Source organism: Rothia sp. HMSC058E10 (assembly GCF_001809415.1).
In the GTDB taxonomy this organism is placed as follows: domain Bacteria; phylum Actinomycetota; class Actinomycetes; order Actinomycetales; family Micrococcaceae; genus Rothia; species Rothia dentocariosa.
In genome coordinates, this window is sequence record NZ_KV797608.1 from 1 (window position 1) to 246 (window position 246).

The 246-nt window shown below is 42.7% G+C and carries 1 pseudogene; it reads left to right on the plus strand.

Annotation, left to right across the window (positions count from 1 at the left end):
- Positions 1 to 246, plus strand: a pseudogene (locus HMPREF2609_RS00465) (hypothetical protein); the annotation flags it as partial.

Below are 246 nucleotides of genomic sequence, written 5' to 3' on the forward strand. Positions count from 1 at the left end.
TGATGATGATATAAGCGCATGTGTGAATATTCTTGAAGAGATGGATACGTACTACAGTATTCGTCCAATTCATGGTAGTGGGCTGTACAAAGTGTTATTTGGGTGGGGATTCGAACTTTCGCAAGAGAGCTTGTCTCGGGTGGAAGAGTTCTTTGTCAACAGGGTGGTGATTGCTGCTGATGGGGTTGAATATCCTTGGTCAAGTATGGAGGAGTATAAGAAGTTTTTCTTTCCGAATGGTTTTCC